The sequence below is a fragment of the Ruegeria sp. HKCCD6157 genome (assembly GCF_013110685.1).
Taxonomy (GTDB): domain Bacteria; phylum Pseudomonadota; class Alphaproteobacteria; order Rhodobacterales; family Rhodobacteraceae; genus Ruegeria.
This window is the reverse complement of the sequence record NZ_WVRB01000003.1, coordinates 360,153-377,048: the sequence shown is the minus strand read 5'-3', so window position 1 is coordinate 377,048 and position 16,896 is coordinate 360,153. Positions and strand designations below refer to the sequence as shown.

General features: G+C 58.5%; 19 protein-coding genes. 7 read left to right on the top strand and 12 right to left on the bottom strand.

The features are described from left to right. Nucleotides 1-153: 153 nt before the first annotated feature. The 6 genes from GS612_RS13575 to GS612_RS13550 form a co-directional block, all read right to left on the bottom strand. Nucleotides 154-1,557, bottom strand: a complete 1,404-nt coding sequence (locus GS612_RS13575; protein WP_171641013.1) for an FAD-binding oxidoreductase — start codon at nucleotides 1,555-1,557, stop codon at nucleotides 154-156. A 37-nt stretch (nucleotides 1,558-1,594) separates the two neighbouring features. Continuing rightward, on the bottom strand, nucleotides 1,595-1,981 hold the full coding sequence (locus tag GS612_RS13570) for a nuclear transport factor 2 family protein (protein WP_216597832.1): 387 nt from the start codon (nucleotides 1,979-1,981) through the stop codon (nucleotides 1,595-1,597). A 26-nt stretch (nucleotides 1,982-2,007) separates the two neighbouring features. Beyond that, entirely contained in the window at nucleotides 2,008-2,502 is a 495-nt protein-coding gene (locus tag GS612_RS13565; protein WP_171641011.1) for a universal stress protein, read from the bottom strand. Nucleotides 2,503-2,519: 17 nt separating this feature from the next. Next, nucleotides 2,520-3,860, bottom strand: coding sequence for a TRAP transporter large permease (locus tag GS612_RS13560; RefSeq protein WP_152460449.1), 1,341 nt, complete (start codon nucleotides 3,858-3,860; stop codon nucleotides 2,520-2,522). Between the two features lie 17 nt (nucleotides 3,861-3,877). Further along, nucleotides 3,878-4,414, bottom strand: coding sequence for a TRAP transporter small permease (locus GS612_RS13555; protein ID WP_171641009.1), 537 nt, complete (start codon nucleotides 4,412-4,414; stop codon nucleotides 3,878-3,880). 67 nt (nucleotides 4,415-4,481) lie between these two features. Continuing rightward, a complete protein-coding gene (locus GS612_RS13550; RefSeq protein ID WP_152460451.1) occupies nucleotides 4,482-5,498 on the bottom strand; it encodes a TRAP transporter substrate-binding protein in 1,017 nt (338 codons plus the stop codon). Nucleotides 5,499-5,655: 157 nt separating this feature from the next. On the opposite strand from GS612_RS13550, the gene GS612_RS13545 reads away from it, so the two are divergent. Further along, entirely contained in the window at nucleotides 5,656-6,582 is a 927-nt protein-coding gene (locus tag GS612_RS13545; RefSeq protein ID WP_171641006.1) for a LysR family transcriptional regulator, read from the top strand. Nucleotides 6,583-6,662: 80 nt separating this feature from the next. Here the strand turns inward: GS612_RS13545 and GS612_RS13540 are convergent, their stop codons facing one another. Continuing rightward, nucleotides 6,663-7,007, bottom strand: a complete 345-nt coding sequence (locus GS612_RS13540; protein WP_171117928.1) for a RidA family protein — start codon at nucleotides 7,005-7,007, stop codon at nucleotides 6,663-6,665. A gap of 195 nt (nucleotides 7,008-7,202) precedes the next feature. Further along, nucleotides 7,203-7,394, bottom strand: coding sequence for a hypothetical protein (locus tag GS612_RS13535; RefSeq protein WP_216603593.1), 192 nt, complete (start codon nucleotides 7,392-7,394; stop codon nucleotides 7,203-7,205). A 38-nt stretch (nucleotides 7,395-7,432) separates the two neighbouring features. On the opposite strand from GS612_RS13535, the gene GS612_RS13530 reads away from it, so the two are divergent. Then, the gene (locus tag GS612_RS13530; RefSeq protein ID WP_171641003.1) at nucleotides 7,433-7,645 is read left to right on the top strand and encodes a hypothetical protein; all 213 of its coding nucleotides are present in this window, start codon (nucleotides 7,433-7,435) and stop codon (nucleotides 7,643-7,645) included. Between the two features lie 131 nt (nucleotides 7,646-7,776). Here GS612_RS13530 and GS612_RS13525 read toward each other — a convergent pair whose 3' ends face one another. Beyond that, nucleotides 7,777-8,238 (bottom strand): Lrp/AsnC family transcriptional regulator, encoded by a 462-nt coding sequence (locus GS612_RS13525; protein ID WP_171641055.1) that lies wholly within the window; start codon nucleotides 8,236-8,238, stop codon nucleotides 7,777-7,779. Nucleotides 8,239-8,347: 109 nt separating this feature from the next. Here GS612_RS13525 and GS612_RS13520 point away from each other — a divergent pair, with 109 nt between their 5' ends. From GS612_RS13520 to GS612_RS13510, 3 genes are all read left to right on the top strand, one after another. Further along, nucleotides 8,348-9,490 (top strand): amidohydrolase, encoded by a 1,143-nt coding sequence (locus GS612_RS13520; RefSeq protein WP_171641001.1) that lies wholly within the window; start codon nucleotides 8,348-8,350, stop codon nucleotides 9,488-9,490. A 14-nt stretch (nucleotides 9,491-9,504) separates the two neighbouring features. Next, complete coding sequence (locus GS612_RS13515) at nucleotides 9,505-10,677, top strand: diaminopropionate ammonia-lyase (protein WP_171640999.1); 1,173 nt, start codon at nucleotides 9,505-9,507, stop codon at nucleotides 10,675-10,677. Nucleotides 10,678-10,855: 178 nt separating this feature from the next. Continuing rightward, nucleotides 10,856-12,124, top strand: coding sequence for an MFS transporter (locus GS612_RS13510; protein WP_171640997.1), 1,269 nt, complete (start codon nucleotides 10,856-10,858; stop codon nucleotides 12,122-12,124). A 48-nt stretch (nucleotides 12,125-12,172) separates the two neighbouring features. Here the strand turns inward: GS612_RS13510 and GS612_RS13505 are convergent, their stop codons facing one another. The 3 genes from GS612_RS13505 to GS612_RS13495 are packed head-to-tail and all read right to left on the bottom strand — an operon-like array spanning nucleotide 12,173 to nucleotide 14,614. Continuing rightward, nucleotides 12,173-13,090, bottom strand: a complete 918-nt coding sequence (locus GS612_RS13505; RefSeq protein WP_171640995.1) for a U32 family peptidase — start codon at nucleotides 13,088-13,090, stop codon at nucleotides 12,173-12,175. Between the two features lie 4 nt (nucleotides 13,091-13,094). After that, entirely contained in the window at nucleotides 13,095-14,072 is a 978-nt protein-coding gene (locus tag GS612_RS13500) for a peptidase U32 family protein (RefSeq protein WP_171641053.1), read from the bottom strand. Continuing rightward, nucleotides 14,072-14,614, bottom strand: coding sequence for an SCP2 domain-containing protein (locus GS612_RS13495; RefSeq protein ID WP_371809344.1), 543 nt, complete (start codon nucleotides 14,612-14,614; stop codon nucleotides 14,072-14,074). The genes GS612_RS13500 and GS612_RS13495 overlap by 1 nt, the downstream gene beginning before the upstream one ends. Before the next feature lie 137 nt (nucleotides 14,615-14,751). Here GS612_RS13495 and GS612_RS13490 point away from each other — a divergent pair, with 137 nt between their 5' ends. Both GS612_RS13490 and GS612_RS13485 read left to right on the top strand, forming a co-directional pair. Next, a complete protein-coding gene (locus tag GS612_RS13490) occupies nucleotides 14,752-16,260 on the top strand; it encodes a UbiD family decarboxylase (protein ID WP_171641051.1) in 1,509 nt (502 codons plus the stop codon). After that, complete coding sequence (locus GS612_RS13485; protein ID WP_171640990.1) at nucleotides 16,257-16,874, top strand: UbiX family flavin prenyltransferase; 618 nt, start codon at nucleotides 16,257-16,259, stop codon at nucleotides 16,872-16,874. Before GS612_RS13490 ends, GS612_RS13485 begins: the two co-directional genes overlap by 4 nt. The last annotated feature ends 22 nt before the right edge of the window (nucleotides 16,875-16,896 follow it).

Genomic DNA, 16,896 nt, shown 5'->3' with positions numbered 1-16,896 from the left:
GGAACAAGTCCGAGATCGGCATCATCGCGGATCCAATGATCCCGAACGCATGCTCGATCCCGTGCATCTGCAAAACCTTAACAAACGCCTCTTCCGTCGTCATCTTCATGTGAGTGCTTCCTTGTCTTTTCAGGGCGCCGAAGCCCCTGTGAGTTACAGTATTTCGTCTTTGAGGTAATAGCCGACATACGCCATACGCTGTCCCAGTCGGCGGAAAGGCGTCAGGATGCCGTGGCTCGGCAATGGGGAGGTGAAGATCGGCAGTTCAAACGCCTTGTCCTTTTTGCCGGCAACCAACTGCGCCATGCGTCGTCCGGCCTGGGCCGAGTACATGACGCCATTGCCGCCGTAGCCCATGGCATAGAACACGCTCTGATCTGGATCGGGCCGAAAAATGCGCGGCATCATGTCGTGGCTGACATCAACCCAGCCCCACCAGGAGTAGTCGAGGTTGATATCCTCGAGCGCCGGGAACTTGCGGGCAAGTCCCTTCTTCAGCAAGTCCAGATGTTTGCCGTTCTCGGCATCACGCCCTGTCACGGCACTGCGGCTGCCGATCTGCATCCGGTTGTCCGGCAACAGGCGGTAATAGTGGCGCAGCGTGCGCGTGTCGGTCAGGGGGGAACTGGTCTGAATACCGCATTCATCCAACTCGGCCCGGGTCAGAGGCCGAGTTACCATCGAATTTGACAGGATCGGCATCAAGCGGTGCCTGGTGCGGTTGTTGAGTCCCGGGGGCGTATAGCCGGCCGTTGCCAAGGCCACCGATTTCGCGCGCACGATACCGCCCGGCGTCCGCAGATGATGCACTCTGTCCTTGGTTTGCCACCCCATGACCGGGCTGCCGGTGTGGATTTTCACACCCAGCCTACGCGCCATGTTGACATAGCCAAAAGCCAGCTTGCCGGCGTGGATACACGTTCCGTCCGGCTCCCACATCGCGCCTGCGGCTTCCATGTCGCGCACGTGGTTTTCATGCAGTTCGTCCCGGGAAATGATACGCGAGCCGTAGCCGAACACGTCGTTCAGCAGCTTGCTCTCTTTCTTGAGCGACGGCATGACCTTTTCACGGTGCGCGATATAGTAATGGCCACCCGGCTGCGGTTCGCAGTCGATGTCATCCGACGCGATGAGATCGTTGAACAACTCGAAAGCTTCAGTGACTTCGGCATGCATGCCCTTGGCCACATCCGTGCCCCAGCGCTGAATCCATTGCGACCGTTTCAGCCGCCCGGATGAGATCTGGGCCTGCCCGCCATTGCGCGTCGAGCACCCCCAGGCCACGGTATTCGCTTCAAGAACAACCGCCTGGATTCCGTGTTCCTTGGCAAGGTGAATGGCGGTGGACAGGCCGGTATAACCCGACCCGATCACCACTACATCGGCATCCATATCGCTGGACACCGGACCGTCATCGGCCGGGGGCGTACCGGCCGTTCCGATCCAGTATGTGGGCGCGTGGTCGCGATTGTGACCGGGGCCCGCATCGATGATGGGGTCATATTTCGGGTCATAGCTGGCCTTGGGCCAATGACGCGGGATGCTGTTGTCCACCATTCTTGTTTTTCTCCGAAGCTGCGCGCAGTGCGGCGGATCAGGCCTTGAACATGGGGCGCGTTTTGCGAAGCGCCTGTTTTACGACGATTTTCCCGTCACGCAGGGTGAACAAATCCGCACCTTCCGCTTCGATCCGCATGCCGTCTGCATCTGTTCCCGAAAACGTCCATTCCGACACGGCGCGATCACCGTGGACAAAGTGGCCGTGGTGATCCCAATGGGCGTCCTTCATGCCTGCCCAGACGCCTGAAAACGCGGCGGCGATGGCCTCTGCTCCTTCAATCTTGTTGCCGTATTTCTCGTCACCGGCCACGGTGTAGAACACGCAGTCGTCGGCGAAGTGGGTCATCACGCCGTCGATGTCGTGGCGGTTGAACGCGTCGAACGTGTCCGCCAGGTCCTGCGCGGTCAGGGTCTCGCTCATTTTGTACTTCCTTGTCAGTGGGGTTGTTACGTTTCGTCCGGGTTCGGAACGATCAGTGTCGGTATCTTGGAGCGCCGCAAAACACGCTTTGCGACGGTGCCCAGAAACGTATGCGAAAAGCCGTGATCATGCGCGCCCAGCACGATCAGATCACAGCCCAGTTCGACCGAGCGGCGCAGGATCACTTCGGCCGGGTGGCCATCTGTGACCTCGACCGAAGTGACCTGATCGCGAATTCTCTCATCGTCACCATCGAACTGAGCCCAGAACTTGGCTTGCCGTTCGGCCAGAACCTGGCGCACCATCTCGTGACGGCGCGCAGCGGCGGTTTTGCGAGTCTCTTCATTCAGGATGAAGATCTCCATCGTGATCTTGGCATCGTCCGATAGTGGCTCATTCACATGCAGCACGTGAATTTCAGCCCCCGTGGCCTGCGCGATGCTGGCGGCATGGCGCATGGCGTGACCCGAGTTTTCGGACAGGTCAGTGGCAAAGAGGATGTTTGTGACCAGTTGTTTCATGTCGTCATCCTTTCGGGTCAGTAGCCGAACAGCCGTGGAAGCCACAGCGACAGTTCAGGGAAGAAGGCGATGATGAAGATCGCGATCGTGTTGGCGGCCGCAAAGGGCAGCGCACGCAACGAGATCTGTTCAATCGTGATGTTCGAGATACCTGACGCGATGAACAGGTTTTCGCCCAGCGGCGGCGTCTGGAAACCGATACCCAGCGTGCAGACCATCACCACGCCAAAGTGGATCGGGTCGATACCCACCGAATAGGCCACCGGCAGCATCACAGGAACCAGGATCAGGATGGTGGCCAGCGTCTCCATGAACATGCCGACGAACAGCAGGAAGAAGATGATCAGCGTCCAGATGACATAGAGGTTGTCCGTGAAGCTGAGCATCGAATCCGCGATGATCGCCGGGATCTGGTTTTCCACCAGCAGTCGGCCAAACACCGTCGCGGTGAACAGGATCAGCAGAACACGCCCAGTCAGCCAGGTGGTGGCCTCGAGCGACTGGAACAGCGACTGCCAGGTCAGTTCGCGGTAGATAACCACGCCCACGAACAGGGTGTAGAAGATTGCTACGATTGCCGCCTCGGTCGGGGTGAAGAACCCGGTATAGATACCGCCCAGGATCACCAGCGGCGCCATCAGCGACCAGAAACCGCGATACATTTCGCAACCCACGTGACGGATCGACCAACCTTCGGAAACGCCCTTGTAGCCGCGCTTTTTCGACATGAAAAAGTTCAGGATCAGTAGGCTGGTGGCGATCAGGAAGGCCGGGACGAATCCGGCGATGAACAGTTTCGAGATTGAAACCGACTGGAAGGAACCGAACTTTTCCACGGCTTCCGGCGGCGGTGCCATACCGAGCGCGGCAATGCCGAAGATCACCATCGGGATAGAGGGAGGAATGATAATCCCAAGGCCGCCAGAGGACGCAGTGATCGCCGAGGCATAGCCGCGCTCATAGCCGCGGTCGATCATCGCAGGGATCATCAGCATCCCAACGGCCGCGGTTGTTGCCGGGCCCGAGCCCGAAATGGCGCCGAAGAACAGACATGCCATGACCGTCGCAGCCGAAATACCGCCGGTGAAAGGACCGGCCAGGCTTTCAGCAACATTGATCAGGCGTTTCGAGATACCGGCGGCCTCCATCAGGGCCCCGGCAAGAATGAAGGCAGGCAACGCCATCAGGGGGAAAGCACCCACCGAGGTAAAGGCGATCTGCACGAATTTGATCGGGTTCTCGTCCAGGTAGAGGAATGAGACCAGCGACGCCACACCCAGCGCCACCGTGATCGGCGCGCCAATGAGCAGCAGAAACAGGAAAGACCCAAACAGGATTGTGACGATTTCGGATTCCATGGTTTATCCCCCTGCCCTTAGGATTTCTTTGCTGCTTCAGTCGCAGCTTTGATTTCGTCGAGGTCGATCTGATCGGGATCGTGAATATCCTCGCCCTTGATAAGGCGGCGGTAATTCACCTGAATGATGCGGACGGTCATCAGCGCAAACGCGATGGGCAGCACCATGTAGATGTACTTCATCTCGATACCCAGGGTCTGGGACTTCCAGAACTTGTTCATCTTGTTGAAGACAAAATCCGTCGCCAGATACAGGAAGTAGACATTGAAGAAGAGCCAGAAGAGATCGGCGAAGGCTTCGATGTACTTGATCGACCCTTCGGGCAGGAACTTGAACTGGAATGTCACGCGGTTATGCGCACCTTTCAGAGCGGCGTAACTTGCGCCGAAATAGACGAACCAGACGAACATGTAGACCGAAAGCTCCTCGATCCAGCTAATCGAAAAGCCGAAGACTTCGCGCGCGATGATCTGCACGAACAAAAGGCAGACGAAGCCGGATAAGAGGATCCGGCAGATGACACTTTCTATGTTGTCCAGAAGTTTCCAGAACATGTGGTTTCACTCCTCCCTGAAATGAGAAGAGCGCCGCAGCGCTCTTCCCGGTATCGCCGTGCGACGATTATTGCTGGACCGGCTCGCGGCCGATGGCTTCGAGAACTGCATTCAGTTTCTCGACACCACCAATGGACTCGTAGAATTGCGGCCATACAGCTTCGGTCGCCAGTTGAATGAACTCGGCTTCGTCGTTCTCGGGGTCGATAATTTCCATCCCCTTGGCCGTCAGCTCTTCCTTGATGGCTGCTTCCGAGTCCCGCAGGAACTGGGCCGAGACCTGAGTGGCTTCCTGCCCTGCTTCCAGGATCATTTGCTGTTCCTCTTCGGACAGGTCCTGGAACACGGCTTCCGAGATGATCAGCGGTTCGATCGAGAAGATGTAACGCAGGTTGGTGACGTGGTCCTGAACCTCGTAGAACTTCATCGCATTGATCGTCAGGTAAGGGTTGTCCTGACCGTCAACCACTTTGGTCTGCAGGCCGGTGAAGGTTTCCGACCAGGCCATCGGGGTCGGGTTGATGCCCCATGCCTTGTAGGTTTCGATCATGATTTCGTTTTTGGGAACGCGAATGATCAGGTCCTGCAAATCCGCAACCGATTTGACCGGCTTCTTCGAGTTCGTCAGACGGCGGAAACCGGTATACGTCCAGCCGATGATGCGGACGCCGGCATCACGGATGGTGTTTTCGATCAGTTCCTGACCGATTGGACCCTGGGTCAATTTTTCGGCATCTTCCAAGCTGAGAATGACATAGGGCAGAGTGAAAACGCCGACCGACGGCGAGAATGGCGTGATGTTGTTGATTGCCAGCAGTGACATGTCCAGCGTGCCGATGGCGGCCTCGTTCACGGTGTCCTGCTCGGAACCGAGCTGACCGTTCAGGAACAGCGTCGCGGTGTGCTCACCGCCTGATTTTTCTTCAAGCGCTTTTACGAAAGCGAGCCCCAGCGCCTCTTGAGCGCTGCCCGCGCTGTCGCCGACAGCGATCTTGAAATTCTTCGCCTCGGCCGTGCCTGCAACCATCAGTGCGGCAACGGAAACGGCTGCGCTGAAAGTGCCAAGCTTTTTGATAAATGACATGGATTTCCTCCCATTTGTCGTGTTTCGAGGTGCGCGCTGACCTGGGGAGAAATAGGCCAGTCCGATTCTACCTCGGCGACACGAAGCTAACTTGCCAAAATGGTTTCGTCGTTGTTAATATTTGCGCGAAAGGTTTCATTAATCTCAAACATACGATATGAGTCGGAACAAACTTGATACACGGATCGGCGACACGGACATTCGTCTGCTGCGCGTGTTCAAAACCGTTGCGGAAAGTGGTGGTATCACGGCCGCCGAGATCGAGCTGAACATCGGAAAATCGACGATCTCGAAACACTTGTCTGATCTGGAACTGAGGCTTGGCCTGAAGCTGTGCAACCGGGGGCCGTCGGGGTTTTCACTGACGGAAGACGGCGAGAAGGTGCTGGCGGCGGCGGAAGACCTGCTTATTTCCGTGGCGCAGTTCAGAACCGAGGTCAACGAAGTCAAACAACAACTGGCCGGCAGTATTCGCGTGGCTCTTTTCGATCAATGTACAACCAACCCCGAAGCCCAACTTGCCCGCACCATTCACAAGTTCAATGAGGCCGCACCGGCGGTTCACATCGAGCTGTCGCTGGAACCCCCAAACGTGATTGAGACAATGGTCATCACCGGGCATCTGGATGTCGGCATCATCGCTTTGCACCGACCATCGGCAAGCCTGGATTACACACCGCTCTATGGGGAAAACATGTTTTTGTACTGTGGGCAGGAACACCCCCTGTTTGACCGGTCGGATCCAGAATTGAAGCTGAGTGTTCTTCGCAAGTTCAACTATGCCGGCCTGAACGTGAACTCTCCAAATCTCATCGTTGGTCAACAACTGGGGTTTCGACGTGCGGCCAAAGTGCAGAACGAACAAGCCCTTGTCATTCTTATACTGTCAGGTCGCTACCTTGGGTTTCTTCCCGATCATCTGGCGCAGGAATTCGTCGAACAGGGGCTTATGAAACAGGTCCTGCCCAAAGAGATCAAATACAGAACCCGTTTCGCGGCCGTGGCCAGAAAACAACCTGCGCCAACACGCGTGGCCAAGCTGTTTCTGGAAACTCTGGTAAAGGTGCATTCTCAGGTACAGTAGGAACGCGGACAGGGCGTCTTGTTTCCAAGGCCCAAACCCGCCCGTACCTGAAATTTGCACACGGCGCGAGGCCGCGCGGATCAATCGCAGGCTGCGGTAACGATCATTTCGACCTTCAGAACATCACGGGCCAGTTTCGCCTCGCCACAGGCACGGGCCGGGGCGTGGCCCTCTGGCACCCAGGCATCCCAGACCGCGTTCATTTCGGCAAAGTCGGCCATGTCCGACAACCAGATCACGCATTGCAGGATACGCGTCTTGTCGCTGCCGGCCTTGGCCAGAAGGTCCTCGATCTTGGCAAGGATGTCACGGGTTTGATCCGCAACGGTTGCGGCATCGGAAACCTGACCGCACAGATAGGCGGTTCCGTTATGTTTGACGATGCGGCTCATGCGTTTGCCGGTCTCGATCCGAGTGATAGTCACGACTGCTGTCTCCTGTCACGAAAGGTATGTTCCGGTTGGGCGATAGAGGGAAACGACACCAACCGCCAGCCCGGACCTTCAATCATCGAATAATTGCCAGCCTGCTGCGCGGGGGCTTTCAGCCCACTAGCACGCTTATGTCCGGTGCTCGGAGACGTGACAAGCGGTTGCCAGCGCCTTGCGGATAGGACGTTTTCACCGATGCTTTTTCTTTCCTGTCTTGCGCGCCTCGGCCAGCGCATTTGGTGAAACATCGCGGCCCTGGTTCACAAGGCGTTTTACGGAGATTTCCCATTCTGCTTTCAATCGGCCAAGAGCTCCTCCGCTCGCCCCTATATCGAAGCGCCATATGCCACCCGACACTGCCGAAACGCTGCTTTTTTGCATGCCCGATTCAGGACAGCGAAGTTGGTCGACTGACGTAAATGGTTTCAAAAAACGATGGGTACTCATGCGATGTACTGCTGCAACCCAATCAGCTGAAACATCTGACGCTGAAAAACAGGATCTGGACCTATTCCGAACAACGGGCAACGGCCACCGAGTTTCATTTGATCTCGCGCCTGAAGGCATGGTCGGGAGAGGAGCTGATCTTTGAAGAAGAGAACGCGCATGTCATTCCGCGCAATGGAATGTAGTTGAAAACACCCTGGAACAACTGCGTTGAGACCCGTGGCGGGACTTGCCTTTGCAGTCCTGTCAGCCCAACCGAATGGTCCAGGCCTGCGCGGACATGTCTGGACGGGTCTGTCGTTGCACCAGGTGCCGGTCAGAACCCCAAAGCACTGCCGGATTTGATGGTATCCATGGAAACGAAGGTTCTGAACTTTCGAATATTTCCGTTTTCAAAGAACATCCTGCGGGTGAAATCTTCGTAAACCGCCATGCTTTCGACGACCACGACAACCATGAAATCCACCTCTCCGGTCACGTAAAAGCATTGCTGGACTTCCGGAGCATTCAGCAGGGTTTTCTTGACGGCATCAATCTCGTCCGGGGTTTCGCTGACCAGTTCAAGCTCAACGAAGATGGTAAGCTGAAGACCTACGGCCACCGGGTCAACGACGGCCACATTGGCTCGTATCACGCCCTCGGCCTCCATCCGGCGGATACGGCGCTGCACCGAGGGTGCGGACAGATTTACGGCCTCGCCAATCTTGTGCTGCGTGGTTCTGTTGTCTTGTTGCAGAATCCGCAGGATCGCGCGGTCAAAGTCATCCAATTGCGTCATGTGAAAGAAACTTGCATCTCTGGCCACCAACTAGAGCCCTTTTTTCAGGTCACTTGCAATAAACTTGTTTCACACATGTGAAGCAACACGTCGAAGGGGAAGTTTTGCCGTGACAGCATTGACAGAACGTCTGCGTGCGTTGCGACACGAGTTCCATCGCAACCCCGAGCTTGGATTTCAGGAAGTCCGGACCAAGGCCCGGATTGCCGGGCATCTGCACAACCTGGGCATCGAGGTGTTTGAAGGGGTCGGTGTCGTGGGCGTCTTGAAGGCGGGCAATGGCAATCGCGCCATCGGGCTGCGCGCGGATTTCGACGCGCTGCCGATCACCGAGGTCAACACGTTTGCGTACAAGTCGCAGAACGCAGGTGTAATGCATGCCTGTGGCCATGATGGCCACACGGTGATGCTGCTTGGGGCCGCCGAATTGCTGGCCAAGGATCCGGCATTTGACGGCACGGTTGTCTTTCTGTTCCAGCCCAACGAAGAGCATGGGCTTGGGGCAAGGGCGATGATCGATGAAGGGGTTTTGCGGACCTTCCCGATTGATGAGGTTTACGGCGCGCACAATCTTCCGGGTGAGCCTGTCGGGCGGGTTTCCACCCGCGCCGGTGTCATCTGTTGCAGTGAAAGCCTGTTTGAAATCACGCTTTCCGGTCAGGGCGGTCATGCCTCGATGCCGCATGTCGGGCGCGAAACGATCACGCCTGCGGCGGAACTGGTATTGGCCCTGCAAACCATCGTTTCACGCAAGCTTGCACCTTCATCCGGCGCCGTGGTGTCGGTGACAGAGTTCATCACCGACGGGCAGCGCAATGTCCTTCCGGGGCGCACTGTGCTGAAAGGTGACGCGCGGGCCATGTTACCGGAAGACCGCAAGCTGATCGAGCGCAGCATGCGCCAGATCGCAGCCGGTGTGGCCGAAAGCCATGGCGTCGAGGTGAGTGTGGATTTCCGTACCGAATTCATCGAGGCAAACAATGATGCCGACGCCGCATCGCATGTCGTTTCAGCGGCGGCGGCCATGGGTCTTGAGGTGGACGGAGACCGCTCTGCGATGTCTTTCTCGGAAGACTTTGCCGAATTTGCCGCCGTTGTGCCCGGGTGTTTCCTGCTTATCGGCAACGGGACCGAAGGATCAAATGGCCGTCCGCTGCACTCGGCTGATTACGATTTCAACGATGAACTGCTCCCGCTGGGTGCAGAACTTTGGGCAGAGCTGGTGCGGCAGCGCCTGCCGCTGACCCCCTGACAGGATACACGACCATGACAGAAATCATCGCCCATCAGGCAGGCAGGCCGAGCTTTGGCCCCGCTGCCGAAACCGTTTTGACACAACAGGGTTTCGATCGCGCAGCACGGGAAATCACCCAATGGGAGGGGTATGCGCCAACGCCTCTGCATTCTTTGCCCGCGTTGGCAGCCGGGATCGGCGTCGCGGAGGTTTTCTACAAAGATGAAGGTCCCCGGTTTGGTCTTGGAAGTTTCAAGGCCTTGGGGGGGGCCTTTGCCGCCTTGCGTGTTCTGCAACGTGAAATATCGCGCCGGACCGGTCAGGACGTTTCATTGGAAGATATCCGTACTGGCCGCTGCGCCGACATGGTTGCCAGTATCACGCTTGTTTCGGCAACCGATGGCAACCACGGTCGGTCCCTCGCGTGGGGGTGCAAGCGGTTCGGCGCGCCTTGCCGGATCTACATTCACGCCGAAGTCAGTGAAGGCCGCGCGCAGGCCATGCGCGAACTCGGGGCCGACGTCGTGCGCATCGATGGAGACTATGACGCTTCGGTGGATCAGTGTCGGCGGGAAGCCGACGAGAACGGCTGGTTCGTGGTTTCGGACACATCCTGGCCAGGCTACACCGACCCGCCGCGCGACGTGATGTCGGGCTATGGCATCATGGTCAAGGAAGTCGTGGATGCAATGGACGCGGCACCAACGCATGTCTTTCTGCAAGGTGGAGTTGGAGGGCTTGCCGCGGCGGTTGCGGCAGCTTTGCGTCAGGCCTGGGGTGATGCCGCGCCGCGCGTCGTGGTCGTGGAACCGCATCTGGCGGCGTGTTTGTTCGAAAGCGCAAGGCAGGGGCAAGCCGCGTCCGTAGATATCGATGAAGAGACCATCATGGCGGGTTTGTCCTGCGGGGTGCCGTCTCCGATGGCGTGGGAGGTTTTGCGCAGCGAAGCGTCGGACTTTCTGACAATCGACGATCAGCTGATACCGCCCACCGTCCGTCGTCTGGCGCGTCCGCAAGGCAGTGATCCGGCGATCGAAGCCGGAGAGAGCGGCGTTGCCGGATTGGCTGCATTGATCGAAGCAGCCAACAACCCCGAGCTTTTTCAGAAGCTTGGATTGACGCCGCAGTCTCGGGTTTTGACGATCGGTTCCGAAGGCGTGACGGATCCCGATATCTATGCCCGGATCATGCAAGGCAACGTGTAGCTCAGCTGCAATTCCTGAGGGCACAGAGGCCAATAAGCTCAGCCCAAAGCCCAGTTGCAATGGGCCCTGGGACGGTTGAATCCGACATGGTGGCCTGCAACGGAGAAGTTCCATCAAACGACATCCCGATGTCGTAGGAGTTGTATACAGGCCGGACCCGCATCAGTAGCGGTTGGCCATGATACGCGCGTTAAACGAAAACTGGGCACTGTTCCTGGGGATGTTCATGCTGATGGTTGCCAACGGTCTGTTGGCGACGTTGCTGACGATCCGGGGGGCCAGTCTGGGCTTTAGTGACTTCACGATTTCCGTCATGCAGGCAAGCTATCCCTTGGGCGCGCTTGCGGGGACGGCACTTGCCCCGAGGCTGGTCGAAAATGTCGGGCATATTCGGGCATTTTCGGCCCTCGCCTCGCTGGTTTCGATTGCGGCCATCGTGCATCTGCTGACCAGCGACGCGATCAGCTGGAGCGTGATGCGTCTGTTGGGCGGGTTTTGTTACCCGGGGCTTTACGTCATCACCGAAAGCTGGCTGAACGCGAAATCCGAGAACAACATGCGCGCTCAGGTTCTGTCGCTGTATTTCATTATCCAGCTTGCCGGCCCGGCGCTTGGCACCGCCATAGTCGGCTTTCCCGACCCTACCGGGAACCTGCTGTTCGGGCTTGTTTCCATCCTGATTTCGCTTTCGATCGTGCCGCTTCTTCTGTCGGGCAACAAGGCGCCGGAGTATGCCGCGCCGGAACGCATGTCGGTTCCTGTGCTTTATAAGGTTTCGCCCATCGCAGTCATCGGAATCGTTCTGGTTAGCATCGGTGTCGCCGCGTCCTATATCTCGTTGCCGCTTTATGCGTTGCAAAACGGCTTTACGACGGCGCAGGCGTCAGGGGCGCTGGTGGCGGCGCTGATCGCCGGTGCGGTGGTGCAATACCCCGTAGGCTGGCTGTCGGATCACACCGACAGACGCTATGTCGTCATCGGGCTGGGTGTCGTTACGACCTTGTCCAGTCTTTGGATGGCCATCGATACTTCGCCGTCTCATATCGTCTATGGTTTTGTCCTGATCGCAATCGGGCTGTATCCCGCGTATTCGATCCTGACGGCGCATGCCAATGATCAGCTCAAGCTGTCTCAGATCGTTCCCGCCAGTGGCACGATGGTGCTGCTGCTGAATGTCGGCCTGCTGGTGGGAACCATGCTGGGGCCGAACTCTATCTCATTGTTCGGCGGGCGCGGTCTTCCGTTTCTTCTGGCGGCGATCGGTATTGCGGTCGCCCTTTTCGCATTGATCCGGCGTGTTCAGGTAGCCGCGCCCACCGACACCGGCGATGTGCAGGTCGTGGGGATTATCGGCACCGGGCAACCCGGGGTCTTGCAGGCCGAAACCTGGGTGCAAGAGGAAGAAACCCGGACAGACCCGGACTCATCCCAAGGGTTCAAAGCATAGGCTGTTTCATTCGCGTCCGGCGCGGCGGACGTCGTGCCGATGCCGCGATCAAACCGAGATCGAAGCCGCCTTTGATGCACCGGACCATTCTGCACCGCAGGACCCCGTCAGAAACCCGTCGCTCAACCGAATACCAGGATCAGCGCCACGCAGGGCGCGTTCCACTTCTCCTTGGGGAAGATCACCGTCGATACGTTTTCGATACAGTTCGCACAGCTGAAGGAATCCGCCAGATTGCGGCGACAGACGCAACGCCGAGATGCCAGCCTGTTTCAGCAGGTCGATCTGATGGTCCGTACAGGCATGGCTGTCTGACAGGGTCTGCACACCGTTCATGGCCATAAAAGGCTTGCCGTCGCCAGTCAGAACGTCCAACCCGTCGGGATCGTCTTCGCAGGCAAACTGGCAATTGTCCTTGCTGCGCCCATGCAATCGCGCATGGTAACAGCGCCCGGAAATGGCCAGCGGCAACCTGCCATGTCCCCATACTTCGATCGCGACGCCCAAGTCCGAGGCAGCTTGCGCCAGCGTTTTGACCGAAGCGATGGGCAATTCCGGCGGAAGACAAACCCGGCGCGCACCCCGAGCAGCCAACCATCTCAAAGTGCCTTCGTTGTAGACATTTACCAACGGGCCAGCGGCAAACGTGCAGGTGCCGGGCAAATGTGCCAGCGCGGTCAGATCGTTGATCTCGACCATGACGCCCATTTCTGCAAGCTCAGCGGTGAGTTTGCGCTCGCGTTTCAGGGTCACAAGGGCCAGGCTTGTCAGCGCAACCTCTTTGCCCGCCTCCACCAGCCGGGAAATCGCCGTGGGGATACGATCCTGGTGAAACGGCAAGCGCTTGGAACAGACCAGTTCCCCAAGCACGACGCGGTCGACGGGCGATCGGGCCAGATCATCATAAAATGCAGCCCAGGTTTCGGCGGGCCAGAAGAACTGGTTCGGACCTACTGTCAGTTCCATCGGATCACCTCCACGACTTTTTGTAAGCGCCGGTCGTCATGGCCTGCCCTTCGGACAGTCGCGCAAGCATACCTTCGGGCATCGACTGGCCTGACTCCAGCGCATCGACCGCGGCGCGAAAATTCCGAACGACCTGTGCGACATAGGATTTTGACCGCTGGCGCCCTTCGATCTTCAAGGCTGTCACACCTGCCTTTTGCAATTGCGGGATCAGCCGTTCTGCGTTCAAGCTGACGGGATCCTCGAACAGGTGCCCGGTTTTTTCACCTGCGGAAAAACACCCTTTGCACAAAGTCGGATACGGTGCGGGCTCATCCCGTTCGACCCGGTGGATCAGGTACCCGCCAAGGCGCGCGTTCAACGCTCCCTGTTCTTCTTGATACTGCACATGGCTGGCAGGAGAACAGACACCGTTCATGTTTGGAGACAACCCGGTGGCATAAGAGGACAGCGAGCATCGCCCCTCGGCCATGACGCAAAGACCGCCGAACACGAAGACTTCGGTTTCGACGTCGGTTTCAGAGTTGATCGCGGCTATTTCCGGAACGGACAATACGCGCGGCAAGACCACCCGCTTCACACCGAAAGTTTCGGCATAGAAATTGATCACGTCAGCATTGGCCGCCGCGGCCTGCACGGACAGATGTCGGCGCAGCCCGGGATGGTGTCGCGCGGCGTAGTCCAGCAAGCCCAGATCGGCGAGAATGACAGCATCTGCACCGCAGGTTTCGGCATCCGCCACCGCTTGTTTCCAGATCCCTTCGTTGCTTGCCTGCGGGAAGGTATTGATTGCAATCAACACCTTCGATCCGTGATCATGGGCAAAGGAAATTCCGGCCCGCATTTCAGCGCGGTCAAAGTTGAGCCCCGGAAAGTTCCGCGCATTGGTTTCGTCATTGAAGCCACAATAGACCGTGTGAGCCCCGGCCCTGACGGCTGCACGCAGGGCCGCGGGCGTTCCCGCCGGGCAAACGATTTCCATTACCATAGTATCGCATCCTCGGGTCGGGTCAGGCACAGGCCGGTCCGACGCTCTGCAAAGGCGATGATCTGCTTCAGCGGGCGTGCAAGCGGGCCGGAAAGGGCTGCGGCCTCGTGCGCGAGGTCCAGCTCTGCGTCGTCAATTGCGTTGCGCAGCGCCAGTGCCGCGGCTGTGTCGCCCTCGATCACCAGATCGCGCGAAAAAAACAGGGCGTCACCGTCAAACGCACCATGCACCAGCCCCAAGAGCGCGGCCAGTGGGCCCGAAATTCGCGCGGCCCCGTCGACGTGCCCGCGGCTCAGTCTTATTCTCGGTGCGCCGTCATTCGGTTCAAGCAGAAGGACAACTGGCAGATCCGTTGGATCAAGCACAAAGGCTGCCTGGCTGTATTCACCGAGCCGGTTGAGCAAGTCGGGGTGTTTCTTGGTTATTTTGCGGGAAAACGCCGTCAGTGACAGCGACAAAGGTGCAAGCGGAACAAACCGCAGGGCCGCGGCCAAAGCGGCAGGGCAACGCGGTATCGGGTTTCGGGGATCGGACAAACAGACCTCCTGCTGTCTCAACAAAGTGAACCGGTGCAGCCTTCCTAAAGCCGCCCCGGCGCCCGGGACTTGACGGTTGTCAATTCGACCGGTCTCTTTCGCTGCTAGAGGGTGGGCACCACCGCCGGAGCAAACCCATTCGCACTCTGCCGCCATATCCCAGCCTTCGACATTTTCTGAAATGGTGTGAAGAAACAGGGCAGTTCAGGCGCATCGCCGAACCGGTTTCCGTGCGCCATCAAATGACCGCTGTCCACCGCGCCGTGCTAGAGGCCAATGGGCCCGTGTTGCAATTCGACACGCCGACGGGCGTGCCTTCGGGGCAGTGCGACATACCGGTTGTGGTCAACCTGTTCGGCACTTCGGAACGCGTCGCCGCCGGACTGGGCGTTTCTTCCGATGGGCTGGATGATCTGGGCGCGTTTCTGGCCGCGCTTCGGGCCCCGACGCCGCCGGGCGGGTTGCGGGATGCTCTGTCCCGGTGGCCGATGCTGAAGGCCGCATTGTCCACACGACCGAAGCAGGTCAAAACCGCCGCTGTTCAGCAGGTTTGCAACTGCGAAGCCGATGTTGATCTTTCAGCGCTGCCGATCCAGACACACTGGCCCCGGGACGCGGGGCCTCTGATCACCTGGCCTGTGGTCATCACCCGGCCCCGTAGCAGCGAACCCGACGCGGCACAGACCTACAACGCCGGCGTCTATCGCGTTCAGGTGCTGGACCGGAACCGTCTGATCATGCGCTGGTTGCCACATCGCGGCGGGGCCGCTCATCATCGCAGTTGGGCGCAGCACGGCGAAAAGACGCCGGTCGCAATCGTTCTGGGCGCAAACCCCGCGACCTTGTTGTCGGCGGCTCTGCCCCTGCCCGAAATGGTGTCTGAACTGACATTTGCCGGGGCCCTGAACCAAAACCGGCCACGATTGGTTCCGGCCAAATCCGTCCCTCTGCTCGTACCGGCAGATGCCGAGATTGTCCTGGAAGGCTGGGTGTCGCCAAGCGAGACAGCTCCCGAAGGGCCGTTTGGGGATCACACCGGGTACTACAATCCCGCCGAGCCGTTTCCGGTGATGCATGTCACGGCCGTGACCCATTGCGAGGCGCCGCTGTATCTGTCGACTTATACCGGACGCCCGCCTGACGAACCTGCCATCATTGGCGAAGTGTTCAATCGCCTGGCCTTGCCGACCATTCGCGCTCAGATCCCCGAAATACACGACCTTTGGCTGCCGCCTGCCGCCTGTTCCTATCGCATCGCCATCGTCGCCATCGACAAGCGGTATCCGGGTCAGGCCCGACGTGTGATGATGGCGATTTGGGGGATGCTGCCGCAATTCAGCTATACGAAGATGATCGTTGCGGTAGATGCCGATATCGACCCCCGAAACTGGGACGATATCGCCTGGGCGATTGCCACGCGAATGGACCCGGGCCGTGATGTGATGATCCTGGACAGGACACCCATGGATTATCTGGATTTCGCCTCACCCGAACCCGGTCTGGCCGGAAAGCTTGGCATCGACGCCACGACAAAAACAGGCAGTGAAACAGGGCGGGAATGGGGGACGGTCATGCGCACCGAAAAGGTTGATCACGCATTTGCGGAAGACCTGATAGACAGATTGATGCCAGAGCTGAGAACATGACGAAAACCCGAGTAGTCTTAGGAGTGTCAGGCGCTTCCGGTGCGGTTTTGAGCCTTGCGGTGGCACGACATCTGACATCAGCGGATATCGAAATCGACCTGGTCGTCAGCCCCGCCGCCCGTCTGACGCTTGCGCAGGAATGCGGCCCGGATGCCCTGAAGGAACTGCGGCAGTCGACAACCCGTCATCACGCGCCCGCCGATATCGGGGCCAGTATAGCGTCCGGTTCGGTGCCGGTATCCGGGATGATCGTCGCGCCCTGTTCCATGCGCTCACTGGGTGCGATCGCGCATGGCCTGGACGACAACCTGCTGACACGCGCGGCGGGCGTTCAGCTCAAGGAACGACGCCCACTGGTACTGCTGACACGAGAAGCGCCGCTGACACTGGCGCATTTGCGCAATATGACGGCGGCCGCAGAAATGGGAGCCATCATCCTGCCCCCTGTGCCTGCCTTCTATTTGAATCCGGTCAACACAACCGAAATCGCGGATCAGATCGCAGCGCGCGCGGTTGATTGTCTGAAGGTTTGCGCACCGGCCGCGAAACAGTGGCATCCCGAAACCAAGGCGGACCCTGTCGAACGGTTCGAAAGCAAATTGCACATCCCATAGTCACAGATCGCGGATGAGATCT